Below are 25,058 nucleotides of genomic sequence, written 5' to 3'. Positions count from 1 at the left end.
TGTCGTGTCCTCAGCCCTTGTGCGCGACCGGACGCCGCTTCGGAGCGGCCTTCTTCGCCACCGGCTTCTTCTTGGGCGCCGGGGCCGGGGCGGCGGGCTTGCGGGTCTTCTTGACGGGGGCGATCTTGTGGAAGCTCATCATGTTCTCCTTTGTTCCTGCGCTGATTGCGCCGATTACGTCGATCACATCGATTGCGTCGATCGCGTCGATCGCGTCGATTGCTTTCGACATGGAAAACATTACGGGAGCCCGAACCGGAAAATCGCCAATTCTGCTGAGACCTCTATTAATTGAGCCTGAGAGGGTTTTTCAGGGAACTCCCGGAACTAATCGCGAACTCACACAGAATTGATTACCGGCGCCCCACCGCCAGCCCGGCCCCTTCCAACCGCACCCTGATCCCGTCCTCCTCCACCCGCACATCCCGCAGCCGTACGTCCCCGCTCGGCGGTTCCGGGAGGCGGAAGCCCAGGGAGAGCTGGTCGGCGAGGACCGGGCGGGTGAGCCGGGGGAGGGCGTCGAGGAGGGCGGGGTCGAAGCCGAGGAGTTTGAGGAGCTGGGGGTGGTCGAGGGCCAGGTCGATGAGGTTCAGGCTCATGGCCTGGCGGATGAAGCGCGGCGTACCGGTCAGCTCGGAGAGCTTGGACTCGTGGCGCAGGGCCTCGCGGACGACCGAGTCGGGCACACCCAGGCGCCGTACGACGGACGGGACGGACAGCAGCGCCTTCGCCTTGCGGGTCTCGTGGGCCAGGCGGGCCGCCGACGCGCGACTCAGGTGCAGGCCCTCCGAGGTGCGGGCACCCGGGCGGTACGTCGCCAGGTCGCCGATGTCCAGGCGCATGCCGCCGATGTGGGTGGCGATGCCCCGGTCGCCATTGCGCAGGATGCGGGCCTCGGCACGCAGGTTGAGGTCGTGGCCGGCGACCGGCAGGGTGCCGCGGGCCCTGATGCGGTCGTGGCCCTCTCCGGTGAACGTGACCTGGGACGCGCCGAGTTCACGGTTGAGGTCCGCGAAGGAGAGCAGGACGTCACCCTCCAGCTCGGGGACGTCGGCGCCACGTATCGAGAGCGGGCCGTCGGTGTCCAGCCGTACGTCTCTCGCCGTCGCCGTCACCTGGGCGAGGGAGATCCGGTCGGCGGCCACGTCGGGGACGGTCACCTTCACCGAGTCCAGCCGCTCGTCGGCGAGTTGGGTGAGGAAGGGGAAGCCGCCGATCTCCACCTCGGGAGCGGCGGCGAGGTCCAGGTGGGTCTTGAGGGTGTCCGCCGCTCTGCGCTCGGCGTAGAGGAGGGCCCAGCGGTCGGCGAGGCTGAGGAAGGCGGCGAGGACGACGAGGCCGACGACCGCCTTCATCGCGAACGGAAGAGCCGCGAAGCGGCCTTTGCGGCGGCGACGGCCGTTGCGGCGGTGATTGGGCGGGGCCCAGGGGTCGTCCTGGGCCGCCGCTGCGTCCGCTTCATCCGATTGGTCCGGCTCGTCCGGTACGTCGTCGTGGAGGAATTCCTCCAGAGGACCGCCGTCCAGTCTGCCGAGCTCCTCGTACGGGTTCGTATAGGGAGCGTTTGGATGGGGATGCGCCGTTATGTGGTGGGGGGAACGCATCGGCCCATCCGACCATGCGCACGCCCCCCACCCGCAACCTCTACCGGAGGTTTGCGATCTAGTTCACGCTATTTCACTTCACTACTGCACTACTGTGATCCGATTCGCCGCCGGCGGGGCGATCGGGTTCGTGGCCGAGGAGTTGGCCGTCAGGTACTTCTCCAGCACCGTCAGATCGTCGGTCCCGACCAGGTCGTTCGTGCCCTGGCCCAGCGTCGGGAAGCCGTCGCCGCCGCCCGCGAGGAAGTTGTTCGTGGCGACGCGGTAGGTGGCCGTCGGGTTGATCGCCTCGCCGCCCAGCTTGATCGAGTCGGTCACCACACGGTCCGCGCCCGACTTCGTCAGGTCCAGCGTGTACGTCAGGCCCGAGGAGATCTGGAGAACCTTCGGCGAAGCCGCGTTCGTGCCGCTCACCTGCTCCTTGAGCACCTGGATCAGCTGCGCGCCGGTCAGGTCCTGGAGGTTCACCGTGTTGGAGAACGGCTGCACCGTGAAGCCCTCGGCGTACGTCACCACGCCGTCGCCCTCGGCGCCCTTCGCCGCAAAGGTCAGCGGCGCCCGGATGCCGCCGGGGTTCATCAGCGCCAGGTCCGTCTCCGGGTCCAGCTCCTTGCCGTACGCCAGCTGCGCGTCCGCGATCAGGTCGCCGAGCGGGGACTCGGTGCCGGCGCTGGGGATGTCGGCGGAGATGTAGCCGATCGCGCGGTTGCCGATGGGCGCCGCGAGGGTGTTCCACTTGCTGATCAGCCGGGTCATGTCGGGCGCCTTGGGGACGTCCCGGGTGACCACGCGGTTCGCGGACTTCACGGCCGTACGGGCGATGTCGCCGGTGTAGCGGTCGTACGTCAGCGTGGTGTCCGTGTAGAGGCGGCCGAAGGACGCCGCCGACGTGACCATGCGGGGCTTGCCCGACGGGTCGTCGATCGAGCAGACGTACGCGGCGTGCGTGTGGCCGGTGACCAGCGCGTCGACCTGCGGGGTGATGTTCTTCGCGATGTCGACGATCGGGCCGGAGACGCCGTCGCCCGCGCCCGGGGCCTCGCAGTCGTAGTTGTACGACGCGGAGGCCGGGGCCCCGCCCTCGTGGATGAGCACGACGATCGACTTCACGCCCTGGCGCTGGAGCACCTTGGCGTACTTGTTGATCGTCTCGACCTCGTCCTTGAACTTCAGGCCCTTGACGCCCTCGGCGGATACGACGCCCGGCGTGTCCTCCAGGGTCACGCCGATGAAGCCGACCTTGACGTCCCGCTTCTTCCACACCCAGTAGGGCTTGAGGATCGGCTTGCCGGTCTTCTCGTCGAGGACGTTCGCGGCGAGGTACGGGAAGTCGGCGCCCTTGAACTTCTTGTCCGAGTAGCAGCCGTCCTTCGGGTGGCAGCCGCCGTTCTGCAGGCGGGCCAGTTCCTTGGCGCCCTCGTCGAACTCGTGGTTGCCGACGGAGGTGACGTCCAGGTCGAGCTTGTTCAGCGCCTCGATGGTGGGCTCGTCGTGGAAGAGGCCCGAGATCAGCGGGGAGGCGCCGACCATGTCGCCGCCGGCCGCGGTGATGGAGTACTTCTCACCCTCGCGCGCCTGGCGCAGATGCGTGGCGAGGTACTCCACGCCGCCCGCGTCGATGGTCTTCGTCGTGCCGTCCGCCTGCAGTTCGGTGACCCGGCCGGAGGAGCCGGCCGGCGGCTCCAGGTTGCCGTGCAGGTCGTTGAAGGACAGCAGCTGGACGTCCTGGTAGCGGCTGTGGTGGTGACCGTGGCCGCCCTTGCCGGTGCTCTCGCCCGCCGACGCCGTGGCGGGCAGCGCCGCGGCCAGCGCACCCACGGTGGCCAGACCTGCGGCGGTCGCGATCAGTGCGTACGTACGGCGTCTGCGGTGCTGCTGGTGGGATGTGGCTGACATCCGCCCCCCTGTGAGTCGTGAGTCGTGAGTGACATGGCCTCGTCGGGCGGCAGCCTAGAGTCAACGCGCGTAGCGCGACAGGGGGTTCCGGGTTACAGGCTGGTTGCTTCTGTGCCGGGACTTTGGCAGGGGCGCCCCTTACCCTCGTACGCATGACCAGCGACGACACCGCACACCCGCTTCCGACCCGTTCCATCGAGACCCACCTCGCGCTTGCCCCGGAGCAGACCGAGGCCGTGCTCGAACTGCTCGCGGAGGCCGCCCGGAACGACGGGCAGCAGGCGGTGTCCGAGCAGGGGCGGCTGCAACTGCGGGGCGGGGAGCGCGAGGGCGTGTCGCATCTGCTGCTGACGGTCGGCGGCGAACTCGTCGGTTACGCCCAGTTGGAGGACACCGACCCGGTGGAGGCCCCCGCCGCCGAACTGGTCGTCCACCCCTCGCACCGCGGCCACGGCCACGGCCGCGCGCTGGGCTCGGCCCTCCTCGCCGCGTCCGGCAAGCGGCTGCGGGTGTGGGCCCACGGCGGCCACGCCGCCGCCCGCCACCTGTCCCAGGTCCTCGGCCTCACCCTGTTCCGCGAACTGCGACAGATGCGCCGCTCGTTGACGGACCTGTCGCTGCCCGACCCGGTGCTCCCCGAGGGCGTGACGGTCCGCACCTTCGAGCCCGGGCGGGACGACGCGGCCTGGCTCGCGGTGAACGCCGCCGCCTTCGCCCACCACCCCGAGCAGGGCTCCCTCACCCAGCGCGACCTCGACGACCGCAAGGCCCAGCCGTGGTTCGACCCGGCGGGGTTCTTCCTGGCGGAACGGGCCGGCGAGCTCATCGGCTTCCACTGGACGAAGGTCCACGCGGAGGACGGGCTCGGCGAGGTGTACGTCCTCGGCGTGCGACCGGGCGCGCAGGGCGGCGGCCTGGGCAAGGCCCTCACGACGATCGGGCTGCGGCACCTGGCCGCGCAGGGGCTGCCCACGGCGATGCTCTACGTCGACGCCGACAACAAGGCGGCGGTGTCGGTGTACGAACGGCTGGGGTTCACGACGTACGAGACGGACCTCATGTACCGGACCGAGACGTGACGTCCGACATCTGACATCTGACATCTGACATCTGGCAGATAAGGGCAGATAAGGGGCGGCGATCTTGACGCCGCCCCTTTCCTTGCACCACCCTTTCACTACTCAATTAGTGAAAGGGTGGTGGAACGGATGGTCGAGTACCGCATCGACCGGCGCTCCGGCGTCGCCACCTATGTGCAGATCGTCCAGCAGACCAAACAGGCCCTGCGCCTGGGCCTGTTGGAGCCGGGCGACAAGCTGCCCACGGCCCGTGAGGTCGTCGAGGCAACCGCCATCAACCCCAACACCGTCCTCAAGGCCTATCGCGAACTGGAACGCGAAGGCCTGGTCGAGGCACGACGGGGGCTCGGCACGTTCGTCCGGCGCGGACTCAACACCGCACCGGCCGACTCGCCTCTGCGCACCGAACTGGACAAGTGGGCCGTACGGGCCCGCGAGGCCGGGCTGGACCGCGACGACGTGGACGCTCTCTTCACTTCCGTACTGGGCACGCACTTCAAGCTGGACACGCACCACAAGGGGGACGAGTCATGACCGAGACCGCCATTGAGGCGGCCGCGCTGGGCAAGAGGTTCGGGCGGCGCCGCAAGCGGGCGCTGGACGGCTGCGACTTCCGGCTCCCCGTAGGGACCGTGTGCGCCGTCGTCGGACCGAACGGAGCGGGCAAGTCGACCCTTCTCTCGCTCGCCGCCGGTCTGCTGCCCCCCACCGACGGCACGATCAGCGTCCTCGGCCAGGCCCCGGCGGCGGTCCGCGAGCGGATCGCGTACGTCGCCCAGGACAAGCCCCTGCACCCCCAGCTCACCATCGCCGACACCCTGCGCTTCGGCCGCGAGCTGAACCCCGGCCGCTGGGACGACCGGGTCGCCGAGCGGATCGTCGCCGAGGGCGACCTCGACCCGGACGCGAAGATCCGCACGCTCTCCGGCGGCCAGCGCACCCGCGTCGCGCTCGCCCTCGCCCTCGGCAAGCGCCCCGAACTGCTGCTCCTGGACGAGCCGATGGCCGACCTCGACCCGCTCGCCCGGCATCAGCTGATGGCCACGCTCATGGCCGACGCAGCCGAGCACGGCACCACGGTTGTCATGTCCTCGCACGTCGTGGCCGAGCTGGAGGGCGCCTGCGACCACCTCCTGCTGCTCGGCGCCGGCCGGGTCCGCCTCGCCGGCCCGCTGGACGACCTGCTCGCCGCGCACCGGCTCGTCACGGGCCGCGCCGACACGTCCCTGGACCCGCACACCGTGGTCGAGTCCCGCACCACCGGACGCCAACTCACCGCACTCATACGCCCCGAGGGCCCCGTCGGCGACGCATGGCAGACCACCGCCCCGACCCTGGAGGAGCTGGTCCTGGCGCACCTGCGCGCCCCCGAGGCCCCGGCGCTGCGCCTCGACGACGTACGGGAGGCCGCCGTATGACCACCGTGACCATCGAGACCTCCACCACCGCCACGCCCTCCCGCGGGCCGCGCGGCCTGGTCTGGACGATGCTGCGACTGCACCGCTCGGCGCTGTGGTTCTGGGTGATGCTGGTGGCCGTGGCCGGCGGGGCGCTGCTGTGGGCGTACGGCCCGGGGGCGGACGCCGTCTGGGCCGCGTTCCGGAAGATGGGCTGCGCCTCGGCGCGAGAGGGCATGGGCTGCGACGTCACGGACCCCGCCGTTGCCCGGTACGACACGGTCGTCGGCGTCGGCGCCGGACTGCTCGCCCTCACGCCGCTCCTGACCGCAGCCTGGGCGGGCGCCGCCCTCATCGGGCGCGAACTGGAGAGCGGCACCGCCCAGTTGGCGTGGACTCAGTCGGTGCCCCCGGCCCGCTGGCTGGCCGCCAAGGTCGCCGTCCCGGCCGTCCTGCTCGTCTCCGGCACGGTCCTGCTCACGCTGCTGCACCGCTTGCTGTGGTCCGCGGACGGTCCGCTGCGGCTGGCGACCTCGCGCCAGTGGGACGACGGCACCAGCTTCGTGGCCAATGGCACCCTCGCCACCGCCTACGCCCTCCTCGGCCTCGCCGTCGGCATCCTCGGGGGCGTGCTCCAGCGCCGCGCCCTGCCCGCGCTCGGCACGGCGGTCATCGGCCTTGCGGTCCTGCTGCAGGCGCTCGCCACGCTGCGGCCGTATCTGTGGCCCGTCGAGACGCTCGTCAACAAGGACGAGTACCCCCCGTACATCGGCATGGTCATCGGCGAGGGCGCCCTCACCTCCACGGGCGCCCGCGTCTCGGACCCCATCTGCGTCGACGACGCCAAGTGCCTCGCCGACCACGACATCGCGGGCTTCTACCGCGACTTCCACCCGTCGTCGCACTTCTGGCCGCTCCAGCTGATGGAGACGGGCATCGCCCTCGCCGTCGCGGCGCTGGCGGTCCTGATCGCCTTCCGGCTGCTGAAGCGGCGCACCGGAGCCGCCGTATGACGACCGCGCTCACCGCCCCGTCGGCACCCGCCGACCGCACTCGGCGCGGGCCGCGGGGCCTGGTCTGGACCGTCCTGCGGGTGCATCGCACGGCGCTCGTGTTCTGGGCGCTGGCCCTGCTCGGCGCCACGGCCGTACTGATCTGGATGTACGTCATCGCCGACGAGGCCCGCAAGGGCAACGTCCCGTGCATGACCCCGGCCCGCGACGGCTTCCCCGGCTGTGCGTCCATCGAGTCGATCACCGTGGACGATGTCTATGCCGGCTGGATCGGGCTGGTCGCCACCTCGCTGACCTACGCGATCCTGCCCGTGGCCGCCTGGGCCGGCGGCGCGCTCATCGGCCGCGAGCTGGAGAACGGAACCGCGCGGCTCGCCTGGACCCAGTCGGTCACGCCGACCCGCTGGCTGGCGGCCAAGCTCGCCGTCCCGGCCGTCCTGCTGACCATCGGTACGGGCGGACTCGTCCTGCTGAACAACTGGGCGCGCGGCGACGGCGACCCCGACCTGGTCGGGGACTGGTACAACGCGGACGCCTTCGTCGGGACCGGCCCGACGACCGTCGGCTACATCCTGGCCGGCCTCGCCCTCGGCGCACTCGCCGGACTGCTGCTGCGGCGGGCCCTGGCCGGCGCCGGGGTGGGCTTCCTGGCCGCGCTCGTCCTGTGCGGCGTGCTGGAACGCTTCCGCGAGGACCTGTGGCCGGCGGTCACCCGCAGCCGAGCCGGTGGGTTCGAGCTGCCCCGGTCGGCCTGGCAGCTGGGCTGGGACACGACCTGGGGCCGGTATCCCGGAGAGGGCGAGCCACTGGCCACCAGCGCCACTTTCCACCCCCGGTCCCACTACTGGCCGATCCAGTACGTCGAAACCGGCATCCTGCTGGCCGTGGCCGCCGCCGCGACCCTCGCCGCCTTCTGGCTGCTGCGCCGCCGCACGCCGTAGACCCCGCCGCACGTCCCTCACGGGGGAAGGGACGTGCGGTCCGGACAGCCGCCCGTCGATGTAGACGTCCGCGAGCCGCCCCCCGCTATCCCACACGCCATGTCTCCGTAACCATTGGTTCAGACGGGCTTGCGACGCTCAGCCAATGACCCCCGCCGTGCCAGAGCCTTCGCCGCACCCGGGAGGGAGCGCGAGGAACGGGGACGCCCGGTGCCTCCCCGCCAAGCTCCCGCCCGCGCTTTCCGACGCGCCCATAAGCCTCGGCACGCGGAACAATGGGCATATGAGCCAGTCCTCGAACGCCCAGGCAAAGGTCCAGCACGCGCAGCCCTCCGTGGGCTCCATCGCGGCGCACCGTCCGCACGGGGTCACCTCGGCAGTGGTCTCCGACCTGGAACCCGACATCGATGCCGACCTCGACGCGTACGAGGTCACCGAGATCGACGGCGTCCAGTTGCCCCAGGGCCGTTTCCTGGACCGTGAGCGCAGCTGGCTCGCGTTCAACGAGCGCGTCCTCGAACTCGCCGAGGACCCGAACACCCCCCTCCTCGAACGGGCGAACTTCCTGGCGATCTTCGCCAGCAACCTGGACGAGTTCTTCATGGTCCGGGTGGCCGGTCTGAAGCGCCGTATCGCCACCGGTGTCGCCACCCGGTCCGCGTCCGGCCTCCAGCCCCGCGAGGTCCTGGAGATGATCTGGGCCCGCTCCCGCGAGCTGATGGCCCGGCACGCCGCCTGCTACCACGAGGACGTCGCCCCCGCGCTCGCGGAGGAGAGCATCCACCTGGTCCGCTGGAGCGAGCTGACGGAGAAGGAGCAGGCCCGCCTCTTCACCCTGTTCCGGCACCAGATCTTCCCGGTCCTGACCCCGCTGGCGGTCGACCCGGCACACCCCTTCCCGTACATCTCGGGCCTCTCCCTGAACCTGGCCGTACGGGTCCGCAACCCCGTCACCGGCACACCGCACTTCGCCCGCGTGAAGGTTCCGCCGCTGCTCTCCCGCTTCCTGGAGGCCTCCCCCGGCCGGTTCGTCCCGATCGAGGACGTCATCGGCGCGCACCTGGAGGAGCTGTTCCCGGGCATGGAGGTCCTGGAGCACCACGCCTTCCGGGTCACCCGCAACGAGGACCTGGAGGTCGAGGAGGACGACGCCGAGAACCTCCTCCAGGCCCTGGAGAAGGAGCTCATGCGGCGCCGCTTCGGGCCGCCGGTGCGCCTGGAGGTCGAGGAGAACATCAACCAGGAGGTCCTGGACCTGCTGGTCCGCGAGCTGAAGATCAGCGAGGCCGAGGTCTACCCGCTGACCGGCCCCCTGGACCTCACCGGTCTCTTCCGCATCGCCCACATCGACCGGCCCGAGCTGAAGTACCCGAAGTTCGTCGCGGGCACCCATCGCGATCTCGCCGAGGTCGAGTCGGCGTCCGCGCCGGACATCTTCGCCGCGCTGCGCAACCGGGACGTGCTGCTGCACCACCCGTACGACTCCTTCTCGACCTCCGTGCAGGCCTTCCTGGAGCAGGCGGCCGACGACCCGGACGTCCTCGCGATCAAGCAGACCCTGTACCGGACGTCCGGCGACTCCCCCATAGTCAACGCGCTCATCGACGCCGCCGAGGCCGGCAAGCAGGTCCTCGTGCTGGTCGAGATCAAGGCCCGCTTCGACGAGCACGCCAACATCAAGTGGGCGCGCAAGCTGGAGGAGGCCGGCTGCCATGTCGTCTACGGCCTCGTCGGCCTGAAGACACACTGCAAGCTGTCGCTGGTGGTCCGCCAGGAGGGCGAGACGCTACGGCGCTACAGCCACGTCGGCACCGGCAACTACCACCCGAAGACGGCACGGCTGTACGAGGACCTGGGCCTGCTGACCGCCGACCCGCAGGTGGGCGCGGACCTGTCCGACCTGTTCAACCGGCTGTCCGGCTACTCGCGCCGGGAGACGTACCGCCGTCTGCTCGTGGCCCCCAAGTCCCTGCGTGACGGCCTGATCTCGCGGATCAACAAGGAGGCCCAGCACCACCGTGCCGGGCGTCCCGCGCATGTCCGCATCAAGGTCAACTCGATAGTCGACGAGGCGATCATCGACGCCTGCTACGGCGCGTCCCAGGCGGGCGTGCCGGTCGACATCTGGGTGCGCGGCATCTGCGCGATCCGCCCGGGCGTCGCAGGACTGTCGGAGAACATCCGCGTCCGCTCGGTCCTCGGCCGCTTCCTCGAACACTCCCGGGTCTTCGGCTTCGGCAACGGCGGCGAACCCGAGGTGTGGATCGGCAGCGCCGACATGATGCACCGCAACCTCGACCGCCGTATCGAGGCCCTGGTCAGGGTCACCGACCCGGCCCACCGCGCCGCGCTCAACCGGCTCCTGGAGACCGGTATGTCCGACACCACCGCGTCCTGGCACCTCGGCCCGGACGGCGAGTGGACCCGGCACGCGACGGACGCGGAAGGCCAGCCCCTGCGCAACGTCCAGGAGATGCTCATAGACGCCCGGAGGCGCCGGCGTGGCACAGCAACACCTTGATCCGACGGACCCCATGGCCGGGGCTGTGACCGGGGACGCCCTCGCGGGCTACCTGCGCGCCCAGGCCACGGAGTTCCTCCGAGCCCTGCGCATGCACCGGGAGACCGGCGGCGGTTCGGCGGGCGGTGGCTCGGAGGAGTCCGTCGACGCGGCCCGGGCCCTGCGCCGCTCGGCCCGCCGTATCAGCGCCAGCCTGCACACGTTCCGCCCGTTGCTGGAGACCGACTGGTCGGAGGCCATCCGCCCCGAACTGGCCTGGCTGTCGGGCACGCTGGCGTTGGAACACGCGTATGCGGCCCGCCTGGAGCGGCTGCTGCTGGCACTGCACCGGTTGTCGGGGGCGGCGGTGCTGCCCGCGCAGACGGGGGTCGCCGGCCTGTCCGCTGCGAGCAGGACCGCGGGCGCGGCGGCGGTCAGCGGTGCCACTGACGCGGCCACGGGCGGGCGGGCCGCGGGAGTCGTCCCGCAGAAAGGGGAACCTGCCGACGCCGGTCCCCCGGCCCACCCGGCGGCCACCCCGGAACGCGGCAACCTGACCGTCGGCGCGGCAAAGGCCGGCGCACTGCTCGAACGCCAGCTCACCCTGGCCCGGACGCGAGCGCACAGCACCGCACTCCAGGCCCTGGGCAGCAGCCGTTTTCACGCCGTGGCCGACAACATCGCCGTACTGGCCAGCGAGGTCCCCCTCACCCCGGCGGCGGCGACCGCCGACCTGCGCCCCCTCGCGGGCGCCGCCGAGGAGCGGCTCACCGACGCGGTGACGGCGCTGCCCCTGGTGACCGCGGGCCACCCCTACAACGCCGAGGCCCTGATCCACGGGCTGTCCCCGGACCCGGCGCCGCATCCGCAGGACGCGCCCTGGCACCAGGTCCGCCTGCTGCTGCGCCTGCACCGCTACGCCCGCGAGGTACTGCACGGCGACAGCGGCCCGGTGGACGTACGGCTGCTGGCGACCGGTCAGTCCCTCAACCGGCACCGCGACGCCTCCGAGGCCGCGGCCGCCGCGGCCCAGGCGGCCCGTACCCCGCGGATCGCCCCGGCGACGGCGTACGCCCTCGGCGTCCTGCACGCCGACCAGCGGCACGAGGTGGAGGCGGCGCGGTTCGCGTTCCAGCAGTCCTGGGAGCGACAGACGGTGGGCACGCCGTAGACATCCCCGAGACGGGCACTCGTTCCTGAATCAGGAACTCCCGAAGGAGGCTTCATCCGGTGACGCACGCCAAGGACCTCACCGTCCAGGCGGCCGGCTGCGTCCTGTGGCGCCGTTCGCCGGTAGACGGTGAGCTGGAAATATGCCTCATCCACCGGCCGAAGTACGACGACTGGTCCCATCCCAAGGGAAAGCTGAAACGTGGCGAGGCGCCCCTGTCCGGTGCGCTGCGCGAGGTCGCGGAGGAGACGGGGCACTCCGCCCGGCCGGGCACCGAATTGCCGACGATGCGGTACCTGGCGAACGACCGCCCCAAGGAGGTCCGCTACTGGGCTGCCGAGGCGGGCCCCGGCACGTTCACCCCGAACGAAGAGGTGGACCGCATGCTGTGGCTCTCGCCCACGGCTGCCCGCAGCCGTCTGACCCAGCCGAGAGACCGCCCCCTCGTGGACGCCCTGCTGGAGTCGCTGCGCCTGGCATAGTCCGCAACAACCCCCCACAAAGCCTCGGAATGCACCCGTGTCCTCAACGTAAGCGTTCCGTGACCTCACCGCACCGTCCCCAGGGGTTCACCCCCCGTTCATTTACGCCCATCGGCGCCTTCACCTGTTCTGCCTAATTTCGGCCTTGCACGATGACGGACCGCGTCGGGGGGACGAGTCCGCATCACCCATTCTTCGCACGCCGCCGAATTCAGGACGGCGGCTCCTGGAAGGAACTCTTTCAAGTGAAGCTTCAGCGCAAGAACCGGCGAGCTCTCGCTCTCGGCGCTCTCGCCGTCTCCGGCGCCCTGGCCCTCACGGCGTGCGGCTCCGACGACACCGGCACCAACGGCGGTGGCGACTCCAGCGCCAGCGCCGGCGCCAGCAACATCAAGTGCGACGACGCCCAGGGCCAGCTGCTCGCCGACGGCTCCTCCGCGCAGAAGAACGCGATCGACGCCTGGGTCAAGCAGTTCACCGCCGCCTGCAAGGGCGTCCAGATCAACTACAAGGGCGGCGGCTCCGGCGCCGGCGTCACCGCGTTCACGCAGGGCCAGGTCGCCTTCGCCGGCTCCGACTCCGCGCTGGACGAGGAAGAGATCACCGCTTCCAAGAAGATCTGCTCCGGCGGCCAGGGCATCGACCTGCCGATGGTCGGCGGCCCGATCGCGGTCGGTTACAACGTCCCGGGTGTCGACAACCTCGTCCTGGACGCGCCGACCCTGGCCAAGATCTTCAACGACAAGATCAAGAACTGGAACGACCCGGCGATCGCGAAGCTGAACCCCGACGCGAAGCTGCCCGACCTGAAGATCCAGGCGTTCCACCGCTCGGACGAGTCCGGCACCACGGACAACTTCACCAAGTACCTGATCGCCACCGCCAAGTCCGAGTGGCCCTACGAGGGCGGCAAGGCCTGGGAGGCCAAGGGCGGCCAGTCCGCCGCCGGCTCCTCCGGTGTCGCCCAGCAGGTCAAGCAGACCTCCGGCGCCATCAGCTACATGGAGCTGTCGTACGCCAAGGACGGCATCAGCGCGGTGAAGATCGACACCGGCGCCGACGCCCCGGTCGAGGCCACCACGGCCAACGCCTCCAAGATGATCGCCGCCGCCAAGCGCGTCGGCACGGGCAAGGACATGGCCCTGGAGCTGGACTACGCCACCAAGGCCGCCGGCGCCTACCCGATCACCCTGGTGACGTACGAGATCGTCTGCGACAAGGGCAACAAGTCGGAGACCCTGCCCGGCACCAAGGCGTTCCTGCGCTACATCGCCTCCGAGGACGGCCAGAAGATCCTCGAGGAGAACGACTACGCCCCGATGCCCGAGGAGATCATCTCCGAGGTCCGTACCACCATCGATGGCCTGAGCTGACCTGAGTGCGGTCCGGGCCGGGCCTGAAAAGACCCGGCCCGGACCGCATCGTCCGGTGCACCGCCGCCCGGAGCCGTACACCGCCTACGGCTCCACCGAGCCACCGCAGACCCGCGTGGCTCCGCAGACCGGAGAACCCGATGGACATATCGACACAGAACACTCAAGCACCTCCCCCCACTCCACAGCCTCCGACCGCCGAGCAGAAGCGCGCGGCCCGTGGCACCACCCGGCCCGGTGACCGGGTCTTTCTCGCGCTCTCGCGCGGTTCCGGCATCTTCCTGCTGGTGATCATGGCCGCCATCGCGGTCTTCCTCACCTACCGCGCGACCCTCGCGATCAGCAAGGACGACGCCAACTTCCTCACCGCCTTCGAGTGGAACACCGGCGTCGTCCCGCCGAAGTTCGGCATCGCGGTCCTCGTCTACGGCACGATCGTCTCCTCGATCATCGCCATGGTCATCGCGGTCCCGATCGCCGTCGCCATCGCCCTGTTCCTCACCCACTACGCACCGCGCAAGCTCAGCGGCCCCATCGCGTACGTGATCGACCTGCTCGCCGCCGTGCCGTCCATCGTGTACGGCCTGTGGGGCGCCCTCATCCTCGTACCGAACATGGACGGCCTCTTCGGCTGGCTGGACCGGTACCTCGGCTGGACCGGGATCTTCTCCTGGGAGGGCGGCGCCCCCCGCTCGATGCTGACGGTCGGCATCCTGCTCGCGATCATGATCCTGCCGATCATCACCAACGTGAGCCGCGAGGTCTTCCGCCAGGTCCCGCAGATGCACGAGGAGGCGGCCCTGGCGCTCGGCGCCACCCGCTGGGAGGTCATCCGCATGTCGGTCCTCCCCTTCGGCCGCTCCGGCGTCATCTCCGCCTCGATGCTCGGCCTCGGCCGCGCCCTCGGCGAGACGATGGCCGTGGCCACCGTGCTCTCCCCCGACTTCGACATCCACGCCAGCCTGCTCAACCCGGGCGGCGGAACCTTCGCCCAGAACATCGCCAGCAAGTTCGGCGAGGCGTCCGAGTTCGGCCGTGACGCGCTGATCGCCTCCGGTCTGGTCCTGTTCGTCATCACGCTGCTGGTCAACGGCGCGGCCCGCGCGATCATCGCCCGCCGCAAGGAGTACTCGGGGGCCAACGCATGAGCCACGCCATCGCCGACAAGCCCAGCAGCCTGCACGGGGCCCGTCTGCCCAAGTGGTCCCCGTACGCCATCGCCGGCGGCTCCGTCGCCGTCGCGGTCGGCATCGGCCTGGGCGCCGGCCTCGACAGCCGGATCCAGTGGGGGCTGATCGCCAGCCTCCTCTTCATCCTCGGTACGTTCGTCATCGCCGCCGCCGTCGAGGGCCGCCGCCAGGCCAAGGACCGCATCGCCACGACGCTGGTCTGGGTGGCCTTCATCCTCGCCGTCATCCCGCTGGCCTCCCTGGTCTGGGCGACCGTGCAGCGCGGCGTGAAGGTCCTCGACGTCTACTTCCTGACCCACTCCATGGGCGTCGTCGCCGACTCCGAGCCGGGCGGTGGCATCTACCACGCCATCCTCGGCACCCTGGAGCAGGTCGGCCTCGCCACCCTGATCGCCGCGCCGGTCGGTGTGCTCACCGCGATCTACCTGGTGGAGTACGGACGGGGCAACCTCGCCCGGGCCATCACCTTCTTCGTCGACGTCATGACGGGTATCCCGTCGATCGTCGCGGGTCTGTTCATCCTCAGCCTCATGCTGATGATGGATATGCAGCCCTTCGGCTTCGCCGGTTCGCTGGCGCTCGCGATCCTGATGATGCCGGTGGTCGTCCGCTCCACGGAGGAGATGCTCAAGCTCGTCCCGAACGAGCTGCGCGAAGCCTCCCTGGCCCTGGGCGTGCCCAAGTGGCGCACCATCCTGAAGGTGGTCGTACCGACCTCCATCGGCGGTATCACGACGGGCATCATGCTCGCGGTCGCCCGTATCACCGGTGAGACCGCGCCGGTGCTGCTGCTGGTGTTCGGCAACAGCTTCATCAACAGCAACCCGTTCGAGGGCGCCCAGGCGTCGCTGCCGCTGTACATCTACCAGCAGTACGCGAACAGTGCCGGGTCGACGGCGGCGTACGACCGTGCCTGGGCGGCATCGCTCACGCTGATCGCGTTCGTGATGATCCTCAACCTGCTGGCCCGCGGGATCGCCCGCTGGAAGGCCCCGAAGACCGGTCGCTGACGCGGCCACAGCGACTGATCGAATCTGGAAGTGAAGTAGACATGGCCAAGCGAATCGACGTAAGCGGGCTCACCGCCTACTACGGCTCCCACAAGGCAATCGAAGACATCTCGATGACGGTCGAGCCCCGCTCGGTGACGGCCTTCATCGGCCCCTCCGGCTGTGGCAAGTCGACGTTCCTGCGCACGCTGAACCGTATGCACGAGGTGACGCCGGGCGGGCGCGTGGAGGGCAAGGTCCTCCTGGACGACGAAGACCTGTACGGCGCCGGCATCGACCCGGTGTCGGTGCGCCGTGAGATCGGCATGGTGTTCCAGCGTCCGAACCCGTTCCCCACGATGTCGATCTTCGACAACGTGGCGGCGGGGCTGCGGCTGAACGGCAGCTACAAGAAGAGCGAGCTGCAGGACGTCGTGGAGAGGTCCCTCAAGGGCGCGAACCTCTGGAACGAGGTGAAGGACCGCCTGAACAAGCCGGGTTCCGGCCTCTCCGGTGGTCAGCAGCAGCGTCTGTGCATCGCTCGCGCGATCGCGGTCGAGCCCAAGGTCCTCCTCATGGACGAGCCCTGCTCGGCCCTGGACCCGATCTCCACCCTCGCCATCGAGGACCTGATCGGTGAGCTGAAGGAGCGCTTCACGATCGTCATCGTGACGCACAACATGCAGCAGGCGGCGCGTGTCTCGGACCGCACGGCCTTCTTCAACCTCTCCGCCGTGGGCCAGCCCGGCAAGCTGATCGAGATCGACGACACGGAGCGCATCTTCTCCAACCCGTCGGTCCAGGCCACGGAGGACTACATCTCCGGCCGCTTCGGCTGACAGACCCCTCGCGGTGCTGCATGGCGGTGCCACCGCGAGGCAGATAAAGGGCCCGCCCCCTGGCTCCCGGGGGGCGGGCCCGTCTGCGTACGGGGTGCCTGCGGCGGCCTGTGCGGGGTGGGTCGGGGACGTGCCGGGGGGTGTCCCCTTACCGCCGTGGGCGACTGCGGCGCCGCGGGGTACGCCATCACCAAAGCCACTCCGCCGGTCTCTTACAAGTGCCGGTCCAGGCAATTTCAGCCCGTCCGGCGTTTGAGGACGAGGCCCGTTCAGGGCCTAAGCGGGGGTCTGGGGGCGGCAGCCCCAGGGACGGGAAGGGTAGGGGCGGCGGGGGCGAAAGGAACCCGGCGCTTACAGGAACGCCAGGTTCACGACGCCGAACGCGCCCGCCGCAACCAACGCAGCCGCAGGCATCGTGATGAACCAGCCAAGGACGATGTTCTTGGCCACACCCCACCGCACGGCGTTCACCCGCTTCGTCGCCCCGACACCCATGATCGCCGAGGTGATGACATGCGTCGTGGAAATCGGCGCCTTGAACAGGAACGCCGTCGTGAACATGATCGACGCCCCCGTCGTCTCCGCAGCAAACCCCTGCGGCGGATCAAGCTCAATGATCTTGCGCCCGAGCGTCCGCATGATCCGCCAGCCACCCGCATACGTCCCGAGCGACAGCATCACCGCACAAACGATCTTCACCCACACCGGAATCGGATCGCCGTAGTCCTCGACATCGGCGATGACCAGCGCCATCACCACGATGCCCATCGTCTTCTGCGCGTCCTGCAGACCATGCCCGAGCGCCATCCCGGCGGCAGAAACGGTCTGCGCTATCCGGAACCCCCGCTTGGCCTTGTGCGGGTTCGCCCGCCGGAAGATCCACATGATCGCCGTCATCACGAGATAGCCCGCGCACAGCCCGACGATGGGCGACACGAACATCGGGATGACGACCTTTTCCAGCACCCCGCTCCAGTACACCGTCGTACCGCCGGCCAGCGCCGCCCCCACCATGCCGCCGAACAGCGCATGCGAGGAGGACGACGGCAGACCGTAGTACCAGGTGATCAGGTTCCAGGTGATCGCGCCCACCAACGCCGCGAAGAGGATCCCCATCCCCTTCGAGCCTTCCGGCGTCTGGATCAGCCCCTCACTGACGGTCTTGGCGACGCCGGACCCCAGGAAGGCACCGCCGAGATTCATCACCGCGGCCATCGCCAGCGCGGCCCGAGGCGTCAGGGCCCGCGTCGACACGGACGTCGCGATCGCGTTCGCCGAGTCGTGGAAGCCGTTGGTGTACGTGAAGAAGAGCGCGACCCCGATGGTCGCGACCAGAGCGAAGGTGTCCATGGGAGGGTCTCAGGACTCCTTGACGGCGATGGTCTCCACCGTGTTCGCCACGTGCTCGAATGCGTCGGCCGCTTCCTCCAGCACATCCACGATCTGCTTGAGCTTGAGGACCTCGATCGCGTCGTACTTGCCGTTGAAGAGATGGGCGAGGAGCTTGCGGTGTATCTGGTCGGCCTGGTTCTCGAGGCGGTTGACCTCGATCCAGTACTCCGTGAGGTTGTCCATGGTGCGCAGGTTCGGCATCGCCTCTGCCGTCAGCTCCGCGGCCCGCGCCAGCACCTCGATCTGCTGCTCGACGCCCTTCGGCAGTTCCTCGACGTTATAGAGGACGACCAGGTCGACGGCCTCCTCCATGAAGTCCATGATGTCGTCGAGGCACGACGCGAGGTTGTAGATGTCCTCGCGGTCGAACGGCGTGATGAACGAGGAGTTCAGCTGGTGGAAGATCGCGTGCGTGGCGTCGTCACCTGCGTGTTCCGCGGCCCTCATACGCTCTGCGATCTCGGCCCGGCCGGCGGTGTCCGCCCCGAGCAGTTCCATCAGGAGTTTCGAGCCCGTGACGATGTTGTCCGCGGACGCGGCAAACATGTCGTAGAAGCTCGTCTCCCGGGGGGTCAGACGAAATCGCACGTGGGGTCCTCAAGAAGCATCGGTTTCGGTCAGGCTGATGCTAGGCGCATCATCCGGCCACGGCTAATGGGCCGTCCTCCAGTGTCGCCCATCAGGCACAGTGGTCGGCACGGGGGCTGCCCGGTGGTCCAGTCCAGCGGCCGAATCACGGCGTCGGCCACAGGGCCCTATACCCAGCAAAGTTCGGTACGATATACCCAGTAGGGGTATGTGACGCGGTTTACGTCTGGAGGACGCGATGACGACCACCGAGGCCGGCGCGGGTGCACCCTCCGCCGCCGATCAGGCCACCACCGAGATCGTGACGGACCACGACCGGGGCATCCACGGCTATCACAAGCAGAAGGACGAGCACCTCAAGCGCCTGCGCCGTATCGAGGGCCAGATCCGTGGCCTGCAGCGCATGGTCGACGAGGACGTCTACTGCATCGACATACTCACGCAGGTGTCCGCCTCGACCAAGGCCCTGCAGTCCTTCGCCCTCCAGCTCCTGGAGGAACACCTCCGCCACTGCGTCGCCGACGCCGCGCTCAAGGGCGGCACGGAGATCGACGCCAAGGTGGAGGAGGCCACGAAGGCGATCGGCCGACTCCTGCGGACGTGAGGGACGCCTCACACACCGCCCGCGTCGCGCTCCTCGGCGACGCGCAGCACCTCGTCGATGTCCTCCAGGCTGAGCCGGTCCTCACGAGCGGCCGAGGCCGCGATGATCAGCTCTCCGCACAGCTCGATCTCGGCGAGGGCCACGTGGTCCTGAACTGCCGTACCGCCGACCGGAGCCACGTGCATCACCTCTTCTCTGCCGTTACCGACTTCCTAGAGTAGGGAGCGGCCTACACACCGCGCATGGCACGGACGGGCTAGTTCTTGACGCCCGTCACGTACACCCGCGGCGCCCCTCACTCCTCGGCGATCTTGCCCGCGTAGATGTCGTCATCGTCCGGAAGCCGTACGTCGACGGGGGCCCCGAAGTCGTACAGCAGGGTCGTCGAAGCCACGGCGACGGCGCTCTGCTGCTGCCCGTTCACGAAGCTGAACCGGTGCCGCACCTTGCGGATCCGCCCCTCGTCATCGAGGTAGACGTCGAACGGTACCTCGTCCGTGGCGAACCCTTTCGCCGCCGCCGCAAGGGCATCCGCGTTCCCGTCGGAGGCCTCCCGCGCGGCAACCCGCAGGTCAGCCGTCCCCCGGTAGTGCCGCACCGCCGCCCCCGCGACCTCTTCCTCACCCACATACGTCGCCGTCCGCGTCCCGCGCAGCACCTCCGCCGCGGCGTACGGATCGGTCGCCCCACCGGTGACCAGGTTCCCGTCGGACAGCGACCGCGTCTCGACGCGCACCCACTTGTCGGCGGGCACCCCGGCACCGCGGTTCTTCATGAACAGCGCCCCGGGAGCGAGGAGCTCCACGATCGGCCGCTGCGCGGGCGCACCGGCGGGGTCCTGCGGCAGCAGCACCTTCAACCGCCCCACCTGCCGACGGAAGTCGTACACACCCTCACCCCGGATGGTGACCCGCGTCCCACCGGTGGCCATCTCCATCGACGTACGGGCCTTGGAGGACTGTGCCCCGGCCAACGCATCGGCTGCGCGCCGTACGACCTTCACGGCATCCCCGCCCCGCGAATCGTCGACGGCGGCTCCGCTCTCCGCCACGCACCCGCTGCCCGCGAGGCAGATACACAGGACCCCTGCCGCAACGCCCGCCCCACGCCTCTGCCTGAGCTGCTGCCGCTCCGTCATCGCCTGCCTACCCCCAGCCGGTACGTCCGTCACGGGCCCCCTGTCCTTCCGGATAACGACCGGTACGTGCCCCCGTCACGCACGCGGCAGGGTTGCGCCTACTTGGCTTGGGTAACGTTGTCGCCGTGGCGCAGCAGGACGGACCGACGTCTCCGGAAATTCCCGACGACCCCTCGAACCACCGCACGACGACCGTGGAGAGGGGCCACTTCTGCACAGCCCACTGCACCTGCGGCTGGCGCGGCCCCGCACGACGAGCCCGCAGCCTGGCCCGGGCGGACGCGGAGGGCCACGTGAGCGCTTAGCGCTTGAGGGAGCGCAACGCCCGCCTCTCAACGTGGGCCCACCCACAGATGACTACGCCCGCACCGGGTCGGCCCCTCACAGCACCGTCCCAGACATTCCAGCCCACCCGGCATTCAAGGACGAGGCTGCGCCCCCGCAGAGGGCTACGCACACACACGGACGGCCCCTCACAGCACCGGTCCCGGCATTTCCAGCCCGTCCGACATTCGAGAACAGGGCTGCACCATCCCCAGCCCACCCACCCGCAAGGGGCTACGCCCACGCGCGGACGGCCCCTCACAGCACCGGCCCACGCACTCCAGCCCGCCCGGCGTTCGAGGACGAGGCAGCACCATCCCCAACCCCCACCCACCCGCAGGGGCTACGCACGCGGACGGTCTTGCTCAGCACCGCCCACGCACTCCAGCCCGCCCGGCGTTCGAGGACGAGGCAGCACCATCCCCAACCCCCACCCACCCGCAGGGGCTACGCACGCAGACGGTCCCTCGCAGCACCGGCCCAGGCACTCCAGCCCGCCCGGCGTTCGAGGACGAGGCAGCACCATCCCCAACCCCCACCCACCCGCAGGGGGCTGCGCCTGCGCGCGGACGGTCCCTCTCGGCACCGGCCCAGGCACTTCAGCCCGTCCGGCGTTTGAGGACGAGGCCCGTTCAGGGCCGACAGCGGGGGTCTGGGGGCGGCTGCCCCCAGGGGCCGGGGTCGAAGGGGCTGAGCCCCTTCAAGGACGGGACGGGTAGGGGCGGCGGGGGCGAGAAAACACCTCACCCCCCACCCCATGGAACCCCGCCCGCCACCACCCCGTCTCGTTCCACGAACCCTCCAGGAGGCGACATGGAACGGCGCACCTTCATCGGCGGCACAGCAGCAGCCGTAACCGCCCTGACGGCAACCGCCTGCAACACCAGCTCGGCCAACGGCACCGGCGCAGAAACAGCCACCAACACAGGCACAAGCGGCACAGCCACCGGCACAGCCACCGGCACCCGCACCCAAACCACCGCCACCAGCAAAGCCGCCGCCGCCAACTGGACCGCCCTCGCCCAAGACCTGGACGGCCCCCTCATACGCCCCGGCGACGCCTCCTGGAAAACGGCCCACCAGCTCTACAACACCCGCTTCGACACCCTGAAGCCCGCCGCAGTCGCCTACGTCTCCCACCCGGACGACATCCGCACCACCCTCGCCTACGCCCGAGCCCACAACCTCCACGTCGCCATACGCAACGGCGGCCACTCCTACGGCGGTTGGTCGTCCGGCAACAACCGCCTGATCATCGACGTCTCCAAGCTCAACCGCATCCGGGCCACCGGCAACTCCGCAGTGGTCGGCGCCGGTTCAAAGCTCATCGACGTCTACCGCGCCCTCGCCGCCAAGGGCGTGACGATCCCGGCCGGCTCCTGCCCCACCGTCGGTGTCTCCGGCCTCACCCTGGGCGGCGGCCACGGCGTCACGTCCCGCGCCTACGGCCTGACGTGCGACAGCCTCACCCAGGCCACCCTGATAACCGCCGACGGCAAGCAGCTCACCGCGAACGCCACCACCAACAAGGACCTCTTCTGGGCCCTGCGCGGCGCCGGCAACGGCAACTTCGGCGTAGTGACGGAACTGCACTTCAAGACCCACCCCGCCCCTCAGGCCGTAACGGCATACATGACCTGGCCCTGGTCGAAGGCGACCGCGCTGATCAAGGCCTGGCAGGAGTGGGGCCCGACCCAGCCCGACGAGATCTGGTCGTCGCTGCACCTCGCGAACTCCGCCGGCGGCACCCCCACGATCTCCGTCGCCGCGTTCTCCCTGGGCACCTACCGCGAACTCCAGAACGCGGTGGACCGCCTCGCCGACCGCCCCGGCGGCCCCGGCCCCGCGAGGAGCGTCTCCCTCAAGCGCCGCTCGTACGAGGAGTCGATGGAGCTGTACGCGGGCTGCTCGTCCTTCGCCTCGGACGCGCAGTGCCACCTCCCCGGCTCCACGCCGGGCCGCTCGCCGCAGGGCGCGCTGGGCAGGGAGACGTACGCGGCGAAGTCGGACTTCTTCGACCGTTCGCTCTCCGCGGCGGGCATCCAGACCCTGCTGAAGCAGATGCAATCAGTGCGCGGCGGCGCCGGCAGCATCGCCTTCACGGCCCTCGGCGGAGCCGTCAACCGCGTCTCCCCCACCGCGACGTCCTTCGTGCACCGCCGCTCCCGCATGCTGGCGCAGTACCTCGTCTCCTGGCGCGCCGGCACGACGGGCAGTACGGCCCAGGCCTGGCTGACGTCGGCCCACGACGCCATGCGCCCCCACGCCTCGGGCGCCGCCTACCAGAACTACTCCGACCCGGCCCTGCGGAACTGGCGCAAGGCGTACTACGGAGACGCGGCAACCCGCCTGACAAAGCTGAAGAAGCAGTACGACCCGCAGGGCTTCTTCACCTATCCACAGGCGCTGTAGGTCGTAGCCCGGCGCAGGGCGGGGTCAGCGGAGTCGGCCCCGCCCCCTACCGACCACTCCTAAGCCGCGAGATCCCGCTCCTCGGCCCCCGCCGGCTCCTTCCGAGCTCCCGGAATCACCGCTTCCTGCCCGTCCGCCCGGGACCGCCCCCGCGCCTTGATCAGCAGGCCGCCCCTCGGCGACCGTTCGACCGCGGACATCACGGGTGTCAGCAGGGCCATGGCCAGGGGTGACAGCAGGAGGACGACGGCGGTGCCGAGGGCGAAGCCGCCGACGACGTCGGTCGGGTAGTGCACGCCCATGTAGACCCGGCAGAACCCTTCGAGAAGAGCGAGGGCGATCCCGGCGAGGCCGAACTTCCGGTTGGCGACGAAGAGTCCGACCCCCAGGGCCATGGCGATCGTCGCGTGGTCGCTCACGAAGGAGTAGTCGGTCTTGCCGGTCACCAGGACTTCGAGCCCCTGGTGATCACGGAACGGCCGGGGCCGCTCGACGAATCCCCGTATGGGCACGTTCACCAGCACCGCGATCCCGGCAGCCAGTGGCGCCCACACGAGCGCGGCGACGGACGAGGCTGCGTCCTCGTCACCGCGGCGCCGCACCGACCACCAGCACCACACCACGAGCAGCACCATGGCGAGCACCAGCCCGTACTCACCGACGTACTCCATGACCCGGTCGAACCAGCGCGGGGCATCCTTGGCCAGGCCATTGATGTCGAAGAGCAGGTCGACGTCGGGGTTCGACCCGGATTCTGCGAGTCCAGCCATGATGCCGCGGCCCCTTCGTCGTCTCTCCGGCGCATCGTGCGTACGCCGCTCCGCCCACCCCCGTGGTTGTAGATCCGGCTACGACACCAGGAACGCACGGCCCCTGTTGATACGTTCCACACTCCACTGAATGATCACGCAGACGTTATCGAAGAGAGACCCATCGCCGCAGCTCAGGGGGTGGGTTCACGCTCCGTCTACACCGTCGTGGGCAGCGCTTTCGCGCCATCTTCCGTCACTCGGGTCGCCCCGAAGTAGTCCGGGGTGTCGATCGGGTCGAACCGGATCACAGCACCCGTTCTCGGCGCGTCGATCATGTACCCGCCACCGACATAAATACCCACATGTCGGATGGCCCGGGAGTTGGTGAGGTCGTCCGAGAAGAACACCAGATCTCCCGGCAGGAGTTCCTCCCTGGCCGGATGCGGCCCCGCGTTCCACTGGTCGTTGGCGACGCGCGGCAGCGTTATCCCGACGCTCTCGTACGCGGCCTTCGTCAACCCCGAGCAGTCGAACCGCCCGTTGTCCTCAGCAGTACCGTCACCACCCCAGAGGTAGAGCGTGCCGAGCTTCTTCTGGGCGTAGTAGATGGCGCCGGCGGCCTGCTTGCTGGGATCGACACGGCTGACGGGTGCGGCGAAGCTCTGCTGAAGCGTCGTGATCGTCTTGACGTAGTTCTGGGTCTCCTTGTACGGCGGCACGCCCTTGTACTTGATGACCGCGTACGCCCCCGCGTTGTAGGACGCGAGCATGTTCTTCGTGGGGTCGCCGGGTACGTCCTTCACGTAGGAGGCGAGCTTGCAGTCGTACGACGCGGCCGACGGAATCGCGTCATTGGGATCCCAGACGTCGCGGTCGCCGTCCCCGTCGCCGTCCATCCCGTGCGTGGCCCAGGTCCCCGGGATGAACTGCGCGATGCCCTGCGCGGCGGCCGCGCTCTGCGCCTTCGGGTTGAACCCGCTCTCCTGGTACAGCTGGGCGGCGAGCAGCGCGGGGTTGATGGCGGGGCAGAGGTTGCCCCACTTCTGCACGAGCGCCGAGTAGGCGGCCGGCACGGCCCCCTTGGCCAGGGCCTTGGACGCTCCGCCCACTCCGCCCGCGAGGTTCCCGGCGACGATGTAGACCCCGACGACGAGCAGCATCACGAAGCTGAGCCCCGCCGCGAGTGCGGCGCCCGCCACGATCCATGCCTTACGCACCGTCAACCGCCCCTCGCCCACCGGGATTCCGCCCGCGCCAGTCTATGAGCTTCCCACTGGGAATCCACGGCAACCGATGCGGTCCTACGGTCGTACGGTCCGCCGGGCCGCCCGTCACGGCCATGCCCGGCATTACCTCAGCGGTAATCGATCCCCC

23 protein-coding genes are annotated in these 25,058 nt (G+C 69.7%); 14 read left to right on the top strand and 9 right to left on the bottom strand.

All coding sequences use genetic code 11. The features are described 5' to 3' along the window. Nucleotides 1-10: 10 nt before the first annotated feature. From ACZ7L5_RS40850 to ACZ7L5_RS40840, 3 genes are all read right to left on the bottom strand, one after another. On the bottom strand, nucleotides 11-232 hold the full coding sequence (locus ACZ7L5_RS40850; protein ID WP_471523667.1) for a hypothetical protein: 222 nt from the start codon (nucleotides 230-232) through the stop codon (nucleotides 11-13). 121 nt (nucleotides 233-353) lie between these two features. After that, the gene (locus ACZ7L5_RS40845) at nucleotides 354-1,604 is read right to left on the bottom strand and encodes an LmeA family phospholipid-binding protein (RefSeq protein ID WP_471523665.1); all 1,251 of its coding nucleotides are present in this window, start codon (nucleotides 1,602-1,604) and stop codon (nucleotides 354-356) included. Between the two features lie 81 nt (nucleotides 1,605-1,685). After that, nucleotides 1,686-3,500, bottom strand: a complete 1,815-nt coding sequence (locus ACZ7L5_RS40840; protein WP_471523663.1) for a bifunctional metallophosphatase/5'-nucleotidase — start codon at nucleotides 3,498-3,500, stop codon at nucleotides 1,686-1,688. A 152-nt stretch (nucleotides 3,501-3,652) separates the two neighbouring features. Here ACZ7L5_RS40840 and mshD point away from each other — a divergent pair, with 152 nt between their 5' ends. The 12 genes from mshD (at nucleotide 3,653) to pstB (ending at nucleotide 16,474) form a co-directional block, all read left to right on the top strand. Beyond that, nucleotides 3,653-4,579 carry a mycothiol synthase gene (gene mshD / locus ACZ7L5_RS40835; protein ID WP_328880745.1) on the top strand — a complete coding sequence of 309 codons (927 nt, stop codon included), beginning with the start codon at nucleotides 3,653-3,655 and terminating at the stop codon, nucleotides 4,577-4,579. A 129-nt stretch (nucleotides 4,580-4,708) separates the two neighbouring features. After that, a complete protein-coding gene (locus tag ACZ7L5_RS40830) occupies nucleotides 4,709-5,113 on the top strand; it encodes a GntR family transcriptional regulator (protein ID WP_471523870.1) in 405 nt (134 codons plus the stop codon). Next, nucleotides 5,110-5,997 carry an ABC transporter ATP-binding protein gene (locus tag ACZ7L5_RS40825; protein WP_471523661.1) on the top strand — a complete coding sequence of 296 codons (888 nt, stop codon included), beginning with the start codon at nucleotides 5,110-5,112 and terminating at the stop codon, nucleotides 5,995-5,997. Before ACZ7L5_RS40830 ends, ACZ7L5_RS40825 begins: the two co-directional genes overlap by 4 nt. Next, the gene (locus ACZ7L5_RS40820; protein WP_471523659.1) at nucleotides 5,994-6,989 is read left to right on the top strand and encodes an ABC transporter permease; all 996 of its coding nucleotides are present in this window, start codon (nucleotides 5,994-5,996) and stop codon (nucleotides 6,987-6,989) included. Before ACZ7L5_RS40825 ends, ACZ7L5_RS40820 begins: the two co-directional genes overlap by 4 nt. Further along, complete coding sequence (locus tag ACZ7L5_RS40815) at nucleotides 6,986-7,930, top strand: hypothetical protein (RefSeq protein WP_471523657.1); 945 nt, start codon at nucleotides 6,986-6,988, stop codon at nucleotides 7,928-7,930. The genes ACZ7L5_RS40820 and ACZ7L5_RS40815 overlap by 4 nt, the downstream gene beginning before the upstream one ends. A gap of 145 nt (nucleotides 7,931-8,075) precedes the next feature. Beyond that, on the top strand, nucleotides 8,076-10,451 hold the full coding sequence (locus ACZ7L5_RS40810) for an RNA degradosome polyphosphate kinase (RefSeq protein ID WP_471523655.1): 2,376 nt from the start codon (nucleotides 8,076-8,078) through the stop codon (nucleotides 10,449-10,451). Next, nucleotides 10,432-11,601, top strand: a complete 1,170-nt coding sequence (locus tag ACZ7L5_RS40805) for a CHAD domain-containing protein (RefSeq protein WP_471523653.1) — start codon at nucleotides 10,432-10,434, stop codon at nucleotides 11,599-11,601. The genes ACZ7L5_RS40810 and ACZ7L5_RS40805 overlap by 20 nt, the downstream gene beginning before the upstream one ends. A 59-nt stretch (nucleotides 11,602-11,660) precedes the next feature. Then, entirely contained in the window at nucleotides 11,661-12,083 is a 423-nt protein-coding gene (locus ACZ7L5_RS40800) for an NUDIX hydrolase (protein WP_471523651.1), read from the top strand. A gap of 245 nt (nucleotides 12,084-12,328) precedes the next feature. Next, nucleotides 12,329-13,456 (top strand): phosphate ABC transporter substrate-binding protein PstS, encoded by a 1,128-nt coding sequence (gene pstS / locus ACZ7L5_RS40795; protein WP_471523648.1) that lies wholly within the window; start codon nucleotides 12,329-12,331, stop codon nucleotides 13,454-13,456. Nucleotides 13,457-13,596: 140 nt separating this feature from the next. Beyond that, on the top strand, nucleotides 13,597-14,604 hold the full coding sequence (pstC, locus tag ACZ7L5_RS40790; protein WP_328880736.1) for a phosphate ABC transporter permease subunit PstC: 1,008 nt from the start codon (nucleotides 13,597-13,599) through the stop codon (nucleotides 14,602-14,604). After that, complete coding sequence (gene pstA / locus ACZ7L5_RS40785) at nucleotides 14,601-15,656, top strand: phosphate ABC transporter permease PstA (RefSeq protein ID WP_365063346.1); 1,056 nt, start codon at nucleotides 14,601-14,603, stop codon at nucleotides 15,654-15,656. The genes pstC and pstA overlap by 4 nt, the downstream gene beginning before the upstream one ends. Before the next feature lie 41 nt (nucleotides 15,657-15,697). Next, the gene (gene pstB, locus ACZ7L5_RS40780) at nucleotides 15,698-16,474 is read left to right on the top strand and encodes a phosphate ABC transporter ATP-binding protein PstB (protein WP_328880734.1); all 777 of its coding nucleotides are present in this window, start codon (nucleotides 15,698-15,700) and stop codon (nucleotides 16,472-16,474) included. Nucleotides 16,475-16,825: 351 nt separating this feature from the next. Here pstB and ACZ7L5_RS40775 read toward each other — a convergent pair whose 3' ends face one another. Both ACZ7L5_RS40775 and ACZ7L5_RS40770 read right to left on the bottom strand, forming a co-directional pair. Further along, a complete protein-coding gene (locus ACZ7L5_RS40775) occupies nucleotides 16,826-17,824 on the bottom strand; it encodes an inorganic phosphate transporter (RefSeq protein WP_363043344.1) in 999 nt (332 codons plus the stop codon). A 9-nt stretch (nucleotides 17,825-17,833) separates the two neighbouring features. Continuing rightward, on the bottom strand, nucleotides 17,834-18,454 hold the full coding sequence (locus ACZ7L5_RS40770) for a DUF47 domain-containing protein (protein ID WP_048585568.1): 621 nt from the start codon (nucleotides 18,452-18,454) through the stop codon (nucleotides 17,834-17,836). A 238-nt stretch (nucleotides 18,455-18,692) separates the two neighbouring features. Here ACZ7L5_RS40770 and ACZ7L5_RS40765 point away from each other — a divergent pair, with 238 nt between their 5' ends. Continuing rightward, the gene (locus ACZ7L5_RS40765; RefSeq protein WP_328880732.1) at nucleotides 18,693-19,058 is read left to right on the top strand and encodes a metal-sensitive transcriptional regulator; all 366 of its coding nucleotides are present in this window, start codon (nucleotides 18,693-18,695) and stop codon (nucleotides 19,056-19,058) included. A gap of 8 nt (nucleotides 19,059-19,066) precedes the next feature. On the opposite strand, the gene ACZ7L5_RS40760 is transcribed toward ACZ7L5_RS40765, so the two are convergent. Both ACZ7L5_RS40760 and ACZ7L5_RS40755 read right to left on the bottom strand, forming a co-directional pair. Continuing rightward, on the bottom strand, nucleotides 19,067-19,243 hold the full coding sequence (locus ACZ7L5_RS40760) for a hypothetical protein (protein WP_362388252.1): 177 nt from the start codon (nucleotides 19,241-19,243) through the stop codon (nucleotides 19,067-19,069). A 110-nt stretch (nucleotides 19,244-19,353) separates the two neighbouring features. Beyond that, nucleotides 19,354-20,196 carry an SCO4651 family lipoprotein gene (locus ACZ7L5_RS40755; RefSeq protein WP_471523868.1) on the bottom strand — a complete coding sequence of 281 codons (843 nt, stop codon included), beginning with the start codon at nucleotides 20,194-20,196 and terminating at the stop codon, nucleotides 19,354-19,356. A 1,137-nt stretch (nucleotides 20,197-21,333) separates the two neighbouring features. Between ACZ7L5_RS40755 and ACZ7L5_RS40750 the strand changes: the two genes are divergently transcribed. Continuing rightward, nucleotides 21,334-22,932, top strand: coding sequence for an FAD-binding oxidoreductase (locus ACZ7L5_RS40750; RefSeq protein WP_471523643.1), 1,599 nt, complete (start codon nucleotides 21,334-21,336; stop codon nucleotides 22,930-22,932). A gap of 59 nt (nucleotides 22,933-22,991) precedes the next feature. On the opposite strand, the gene ACZ7L5_RS40745 is transcribed toward ACZ7L5_RS40750, so the two are convergent. Beyond that, nucleotides 22,992-23,702 carry a phosphatase PAP2 family protein gene (locus tag ACZ7L5_RS40745; RefSeq protein WP_471523641.1) on the bottom strand — a complete coding sequence of 237 codons (711 nt, stop codon included), beginning with the start codon at nucleotides 23,700-23,702 and terminating at the stop codon, nucleotides 22,992-22,994. Between the two features lie 197 nt (nucleotides 23,703-23,899). Continuing rightward, nucleotides 23,900-24,922, bottom strand: a complete 1,023-nt coding sequence (locus ACZ7L5_RS40740) for a C40 family peptidase (RefSeq protein WP_328880727.1) — start codon at nucleotides 24,920-24,922, stop codon at nucleotides 23,900-23,902. Between the last annotated feature and the right edge of the window lie 136 nt (nucleotides 24,923-25,058).

It is taken from the genome of Streptomyces sp. NPDC107528, assembly GCF_055639295.1.
The sequence above is the reverse complement of the archived record's forward strand: the minus strand, read 5'-3'. Positions and strand labels throughout refer to the sequence as shown.

Bases quoted from the DNA above. Each gene is read 5' to 3' on its own strand.
- pstB (WP_328880734.1), top strand. From the start codon at position 15,698: ATGGCCAAGCGAATCGACGTAAGCGGGCTCACCGCCTACTACGGCTCC.
- ACZ7L5_RS40755 (WP_471523868.1), bottom strand. From the start codon at position 20,196: ATGACGGAGCGGCAGCAGCTCAGGCAGAGGCGTGGGGCGGGCGTTGCG.
- ACZ7L5_RS40750 (WP_471523643.1), top strand. From the start codon at position 21,334: ATGGAACGGCGCACCTTCATCGGCGGCACAGCAGCAGCCGTAACCGCC.
- ACZ7L5_RS40820 (WP_471523659.1), top strand. From the start codon at position 5,994: ATGACCACCGTGACCATCGAGACCTCCACCACCGCCACGCCCTCCCGC.
- ACZ7L5_RS40760 (WP_362388252.1), bottom strand. From the start codon at position 19,243: ATGCACGTGGCTCCGGTCGGCGGTACGGCAGTTCAGGACCACGTGGCC.
- ACZ7L5_RS40825 (WP_471523661.1), top strand. From the start codon at position 5,110: ATGACCGAGACCGCCATTGAGGCGGCCGCGCTGGGCAAGAGGTTCGGG.
- ACZ7L5_RS40815 (WP_471523657.1), top strand. From the start codon at position 6,986: ATGACGACCGCGCTCACCGCCCCGTCGGCACCCGCCGACCGCACTCGG.
- ACZ7L5_RS40850 (WP_471523667.1), bottom strand. From the start codon at position 232: ATGTCGAAAGCAATCGACGCGATCGACGCGATCGACGCAATCGATGTG.
- pstA (WP_365063346.1), top strand. From the start codon at position 14,601: ATGAGCCACGCCATCGCCGACAAGCCCAGCAGCCTGCACGGGGCCCGT.
- ACZ7L5_RS40775 (WP_363043344.1), bottom strand. From the start codon at position 17,824: ATGGACACCTTCGCTCTGGTCGCGACCATCGGGGTCGCGCTCTTCTTC.
- ACZ7L5_RS40765 (WP_328880732.1), top strand. From the start codon at position 18,693: ATGACGACCACCGAGGCCGGCGCGGGTGCACCCTCCGCCGCCGATCAG.
- mshD (WP_328880745.1), top strand. From the start codon at position 3,653: ATGACCAGCGACGACACCGCACACCCGCTTCCGACCCGTTCCATCGAG.
- ACZ7L5_RS40840 (WP_471523663.1), bottom strand. From the start codon at position 3,500: ATGTCAGCCACATCCCACCAGCAGCACCGCAGACGCCGTACGTACGCA.
- ACZ7L5_RS40845 (WP_471523665.1), bottom strand. From the start codon at position 1,604: ATGCGTTCCCCCCACCACATAACGGCGCATCCCCATCCAAACGCTCCC.
- ACZ7L5_RS40810 (WP_471523655.1), top strand. From the start codon at position 8,076: ATGACCCCCGCCGTGCCAGAGCCTTCGCCGCACCCGGGAGGGAGCGCG.
- ACZ7L5_RS40745 (WP_471523641.1), bottom strand. From the start codon at position 23,702: ATGGCTGGACTCGCAGAATCCGGGTCGAACCCCGACGTCGACCTGCTC.
- pstC (WP_328880736.1), top strand. From the start codon at position 13,597: ATGGACATATCGACACAGAACACTCAAGCACCTCCCCCCACTCCACAG.
- ACZ7L5_RS40830 (WP_471523870.1), top strand. From the start codon at position 4,709: ATGGTCGAGTACCGCATCGACCGGCGCTCCGGCGTCGCCACCTATGTG.